Annotated in this window: 5 protein-coding genes; 4 read left to right on the forward strand and 1 reads right to left on the reverse strand. The window is 70.3% G+C overall.

Annotated elements, in window-relative coordinates; genetic code table 11:
* Positions 1-11: 11 nt before the first annotated feature.
* On the forward strand, positions 12-1106 hold the full coding sequence (locus tag FJ108_17595; protein ID MBM4337704.1) for an AMP-binding protein: 1095 nt from the start codon (positions 12-14) through the stop codon (positions 1104-1106).
* On the opposite strand, the gene FJ108_17600 is transcribed toward FJ108_17595, so the two are convergent.
* Positions 1103-2506 (reverse strand): class II fumarate hydratase, encoded by a 1404-nt coding sequence (locus FJ108_17600; GenBank protein MBM4337705.1) that lies wholly within the window; start codon positions 2504-2506, stop codon positions 1103-1105. The genes FJ108_17595 and FJ108_17600 overlap by 4 nt on opposite strands.
* A gap of 38 nt (positions 2507-2544) precedes the next feature.
* Between FJ108_17600 and FJ108_17605 the strand changes: the two genes are divergently transcribed.
* Genes FJ108_17605 through FJ108_17615 form a run of 3 tightly spaced genes read left to right on the forward strand, consistent with a single transcriptional unit; the run spans position 2545 to position 5846 of the window.
* Positions 2545-3921: a hypothetical protein gene (locus FJ108_17605; protein ID MBM4337706.1), complete on the forward strand. Its 1377-nt coding sequence runs from the start codon at positions 2545-2547 to the stop codon at positions 3919-3921.
* Between the two features lie 10 nt (positions 3922-3931).
* Positions 3932-5011 carry a methyltransferase domain-containing protein gene (locus tag FJ108_17610; GenBank protein ID MBM4337707.1) on the forward strand — a complete coding sequence of 360 codons (1080 nt, stop codon included), beginning with the start codon at positions 3932-3934 and terminating at the stop codon, positions 5009-5011.
* Between the two features lie 28 nt (positions 5012-5039).
* Positions 5040-5846 carry an enoyl-CoA hydratase/isomerase family protein gene (locus tag FJ108_17615; protein ID MBM4337708.1) on the forward strand — a complete coding sequence of 269 codons (807 nt, stop codon included), beginning with the start codon at positions 5040-5042 and terminating at the stop codon, positions 5844-5846.
* Positions 5847-5894 lie beyond the last annotated feature (48 nt).

Genomic DNA, 5894 nt, shown 5'->3' on the forward strand with positions numbered 1-5894 from the left:
CGAAGGGAGAGATGTACGACGCCAGCGCCTTCTGCGCGGGGATGCTGCTCGGCCACGGCGTGCGCGGCCTGCCGGTTCCGACCACGGCCGACGCGATCGCGCCCGCGGTCGAGGCGCTCGTGGCCAAGGGCCTCGCGCCGCGCACGATCGTCTGCTGTCCGCTGATGCACGGCACCGGGCTCTGGATCGGCGCGATGGTCACGCTGCACCTGGGCGGCACCGTGATCCTGCTCGAGGGCACGCACTTCGACTCGGACGAGCTGTTCGGCACCGTGGAGCGCGAGCGCGCGACGGATCTGGTGATCGTGGGCGACGCGTTCGCCAAGCCGATGCTGCGCGCGATCGAGGAAGCCGAGGCGCGCGGCAAGCCCTGGAACCTCGGGTCGCTGGCGATGATCGCGTCGTCCGGCGTGATGTTCACCTCCGAGGTCAAGCAGGCGCTGCTGCGCCGCCACGACATGATGCTCTTCGACATCATGGGCTCGACCGAAGGCGGCATGGGATCGAACATCACCACACGCGCGAACGCGACAGAGACCGCGAAGTTCAATCTGAATCCGAACGTGAAGGTGTTCGCTGACGACGGCCGCGAGGTCGCGCCGGGCTCGGGCGAGATCGGCATGATCGCCACCACCGGCAACGTGCCGATCGGGTACTACAAGGACCCGGAGAAATCCGAGCGCACCTTCCGGACCGTGAACGGCGTGCGGTACTCGTTCCCCGGCGACTACGCGAGCGTCGCCGCCGACGGCTCGATCACGCTGCTCGGGCGCGGCTCCGCCTGCATCAACTCCGGTGGCGAGAAGATCTTTCCGGAGGAGGTCGAAGAGGTCGTGAAGCTCCACCCCGCGGTGTACGACTGTCTCGTGGTCGGAGTTCCGGACGAGCGCTTCGGCGAGGCCGTGACGGCGGTCGCGAGCCTGCGCCCGGGAAGCTCCGCGGGCGAGGCCGACGTGCTCTCGAGCTGCCGTGGCAAGCTCTCGGCCTACAAGCTGCCCAAGCGCGTGCTCTTCGTGGACGTCGTGCAGCGCGCGCCGAACGGAAAGGCCGACTACAAGTGGGCCAAGGAGCACGCGCTCGCGACGCTCGGGATCGCGCGCCGCTAGCGGAGCGAAAGCCCGGTCTGTCGGCGCGGATCGAGCAGCCGCGCGAGCTCGTCGTCGGGAAGGAGCGCGCGCTCGCGGCAGATCTCGCGCACGCGCCGTCCGGTGCGCCAGGCCTCCTTCGCGATCTCGGCGGCGGCGTCGTAGCCGATCGCCGGAACCAGCGCGGTCACCATCGCCAGGCTCTCCTCGACCAGCGCTTCGGCGCGCTCGGCCCGCGCCTCGATCCCGTCGAGGCACTTCTGCTCGAAGACCCGCGACGCGCTCGCGAGCAGCGAGATCGAGGCGAGCAGATTGCGCGCGATCAGCGGCACGAAGACGTTGAGCTCGAGCTGCCCCGAGAAGCCCGCGACCGCGATCGCCGCGTCGTTGCCGATCACCTGCGCCGAGACCTGCAGCACGACCTCGCAGATCACGGGATTCACCTTCCCCGGCATGATCGACGAGCCGGGCTGGATCGCGGGAAGCTCGAGCTCGCCGATCCCGCCGCGCGGCCCCGACGCCAGCAGCCGCACGTCGGCGGCGATCTTCGCGAGAGACACGGCGAGCGTGCGCAGCGCGCCGCTCGCCTCGACCGCGGCGTCGCGCGCTCCCTGCGCCTCGAAGTGGTTCGAGGCCTCGCGAAAATCGAGCCCGCTCTCGCGCGAGATCGCCTCGATCGCAAGGCGCGCGAAGCCGGGCTTCGCGTTCAAGCCCGTGCCGACCGCGGTGCCGCCGAGCGCGAGCTCGGCCAGCGCCTCGCACGCCCGCGCGACCCGCGCCCGGCCGAGCTCGACCTGACGCGCCCAGCCCGCGAACTCCTGTCCGAGCCGCACGGGCGTCGCGTCCATCAGATGCGTGCGGCCGAGCTTCACCACACCGTCGAAGGCCCGCGCCTTCGCTTCGAGGCAGCTCTGCAGCGCAAGGAGCGCGGGATCGAGATCCTCGCGCAGCGCGAGCCGCGCGGCGACGTGAAGCGCGCTCGGGATCACGTCGTTCGAGGACTGGCTCGCGTTCACGTGGTCGTTGGGGTGCACGGGGCGCGCGTCGCCGCGCGCCGCGAGAAAGCGCGATGCGCGAGAGGCGATCACCTCGTTCGCATTCATGTTCGTGGAGGTGCCCGAGCCGGTCTGGAACACGTCGACCGGGAACTCCGCGTCCCACAGTCCCGATTCGACTTCGCGAGCAGCCGTGGCGATCGCGGTCGCGAGCCCGGGCTCGAGCACGCCGAGCTCCGCGTTCGCGCCCGCGGCCGCGCGCTTCACCAGCCCGAGCGCGCGCAGGAAGACGCGCGGAAAGCGCTCCCCGCTGATCGGGAAGTTCTCGATCGCGCGCTGCGTCGACGCGCCCCAGAGCGCGTCGGCAGGGACACGCACCTCGCCGAGTGAGTCGCGCTCGATCCGGGTCTCGCCCGAATTCGCCATCGCCAGGACCTCCGCTCGCCGTACTATAGACCCCGACCATGACGGACCCACGCCTGCCGCTCGCGGAGCTGCACCTGCACATGTACGGGACGATCCGCGCCGAGGACTACCTGGAGCGGCTCGGCCACCGCGAGATCGACTGGCGCTTCTACGAGAGCGCGTTCGAGCGCGCATACGGCGAGCGCCCGCGCTTGCGCGAGATCCTGGAGCGGCACCGCGCCGGCGATCCCGAGGCAAAGCGGGAGTTCCGGCGGCTTTTCGTCTTCGGCGACGCCGACGCGGGGAACTTCGAGCGCTTCCAAGCCAAGTTCAACCTGCTGATCAACGGCAGCGCGATGATGCACGCGGTCGCGGGAACGCACGACGATCCGCTGCCGGGCATCGCCGACGAGATCGACTTCTTCGTCGCGAGAATGCTCGCCGACCAGCGCCGGCAGGGAATCGGGTACGCGGAGCAGCGGCTGATGTTCGGCCCGCCCTTCACGAACGAGATGGCGCGGCGGCTCTCGATTCCGATCCTCGAGCGCTACGCGCAGGCGACGCGCGACGGGATGACCTCGCGCCTGGCGCTGAGCCTTTCGCGGCGCGATCCGTGGCCGGACTTCGAGCTCGTGCGCGAGCTCGCGCTCGGCCCGCACGGCGAGTCCGTCACCGGAGTCGACTTCTGCTACGTCGAAGAGGGCTTCCCGCCCAAGGGCAAGGCCGAGTTCTTCGCGGCGGTGCACGAGTTCAACCAGCGCCATCCCGCTCGCGCGCTCGCGATCCTGTACCACGTGGGCGAGAGCTTCGGCGACAAGTCGCTCGAGAGCGCGGTTCGCTGGGTGCACCAAGCTGCCGAGCTCGGCGCGCACCGGCTCGGCCACGCGATCGCGCTCGGCGTCGACCCCGAGGTCTACGGCGAGCACGCGCGAAGCGAGTCGGTGGCGGAGCGGCTGGACCAGATCGACTACGACCTGGCGCACGCCGAGGCCCTGCGCGCGCGCGGCGTGCGCGTGGACGAGAACGCGCTGTTCCGCGAACGCGATTCGCTGCGGGCCCGGAGGCCGGACGACCCGGTGGTGCACCGCTACGACGCCGCGCGCCTCGACGAGGTGCGATCGCGCCAGGAGCTCGCGATGGCGGGCGTGCGCCGGGCCGGCGCGATCGTCGAGATCTGCCCGACCTCGAATCTGCGCATCGGCGGGATCTCCGACCCCCTACACCATCCGGTGCACCGATTCATCGATCACGGCGTCCCGTTCGTGGTCGCCAGCGACGATCCCGGGATCTTCGACACGACCGTGCGCGACGAGCTCGAGTGGGTCGCGCGCGAGGCGTCCCTCGAGCCGGGCGCGGTCGAGGACCTGATCGAGCGCGCGTGGCGCTCGCGAAGCGAGGTGCTGTCGGGCCGCGAGTCGGCCGCGAAGCTCGTGTAGACTTGCTCGCATGGCGAACTCGAGGAACGCGGACCCGGAGAAGCTGAAGGGCTACCTGAAGATCGTCTTCGGGTCGCTCGGCGGCGCGATGACGTCGGCGCTGATCTGCCTGGGAGATCGACTCGGACTGTACGCGGCGCTCGGCGATCTCGGCGCGGCGACGAGCGACGAGCTCGCGCGCGCGACCGGGCTGCACGAGCGCTGGGTCCGCGAGTGGATGTACCAGCAGGGCGCGGCGGGAATTCTCGACTTCGTCGGTGACGGCCGCTTCTCGCTCTCCGCCGAGGGTGTGGCCGTGCTCGTCGACGAGAACCACCCCGCCTTCGGGGGCGGATTCTTCCTGCACCTGCCCCAGACCATGGCCGTGGTCGAGAAGCTGCCCGAGGCGTTCCGCACCGGCGTCGGCCTGCCCTACGACGCGTTCGGCCCGGAGGGAGCCCAGGGAATCGAGCGCTCGTTCGCGCCCTGGTTCCGCACGCTTCTGGTTCCATTCGCGCTGCCGAAGCTGCCCGGCGTGGTCGAGCGGCTGCGCGCGGGCGCTCGCGCGGCGGATGTCGGCTGCGGCGCGGGGGTCGCGCTGATCGAGCTGGCCAAGGCGTTCCCGAACTCGGAGTTCCACGGCTACGACATCTCGGAGTTCGCGCTCCGCCGCGCCGAGCAGAACCGGGCCGAGGCGAAGCTCGGCAACGCCCACTTCCACGACGCGCGGGTCGAGGGCCTGCCCGAGGACGCGAGCCTGGACTTCGTCACGAGCTTCGACTGCCTGCACGACATGTCGCACCCGCAGGCGGTCATGCGCGCGATCCGGCGCGCGATCCGACCCGACGGCGTCTGGCTGATCTGCGACATCAAGGCGCGCGACAGCTACGAAGAGAACGTGAAGAAGAATCCGATGGCGACGATGATGTACGGCGCGTCCGTGCTCACCTGCATGTCGTCGGCGCTGTCGGAGCCGCACGGCGCGGGTCTCGGCACGCTCGGCTTCTCGGAGAACGTCGCCCGCAAGATGTGCAGCGAAGCCGGCTTCACGCGCTTCGAGCCGATCGACTTCGGGCATCCGATCAACGCCTTCTACGTCGCGCGGCCGTGAGCCGAGACTGCGAGGAGATGAAGTGACGCTGCCAGAATTCGAGACCATCGCGCTCGCGGTCGACGGACCGCTGGGTCGGATCACGCTGAACCGGCCCGAGCGGCTGAACGCCGTCGGCGCCACGATGATGCGCGACTTGGTCGCCGCCGCGGCCTTCTTCGACGAGCACATGGACGTGCGCGTGGTGATCGTGTCGGGCGCGGGCCGCGCGTTCTGCGCGGGCGCGGACCTCGAGGACTCGCCGATCGGCGGCGCGTCGGCGCGCTCGGGCAAGTCCTGGGCGGAGCGGCGCGAGATCGGCCAGCTCGGCCTGCGCATGGCGGACGCGCTCGAGGCCATGCGCGCCGTCACGATCGCGCAGGTGCACGGCTACGCCGTCGGCGGGGGGCTGGTGCTCGCGGCGGTCTGCGACCTGCGCGTCGCGGCCGACGACGCGGTGTTCTCGATCCCCGAGGTCGAGCTCGGCATTCCGCTGGCCTGGGGAGGAATTCCCAGGCTGGTGCGCGAGATCGGTCCCGCGCTCACCAAGGAGCTGGTGATGACCTGCCGCCGTTTCACGCCGGACGAGGCGAAGGCCGCGGGCTTCCTGAACCGGGTCGTGCCCCACGCGCAGCTCGCGGCCGAGGTCGAGTCTCTCGCCGCGCGACTGCTCGAGATGCCGAGCGTTCCGGTCACGATCACCAAGGAGCACGTGAACTCGGTGGCGCACGCGATGGGCGCCGGCTCGACCGCGTTTGCAGACGGCGATGCACTGTTGAGCGCCGTCTTCGATCCCGAGTCACTCGAAGCCGGCAAGAAGTACATCGCGCGTACCGTGAAGCGGAAGAAACCCTAGAAGCGGTCCCAAAATAGATGTTGCGCTACGGTGTAGCCAACGCGAAAA

Source organism: Deltaproteobacteria bacterium (assembly GCA_016875225.1).
Classification (GTDB): Bacteria; Myxococcota_A; UBA9160; order SZUA-336; family SZUA-336; genus VGRW01.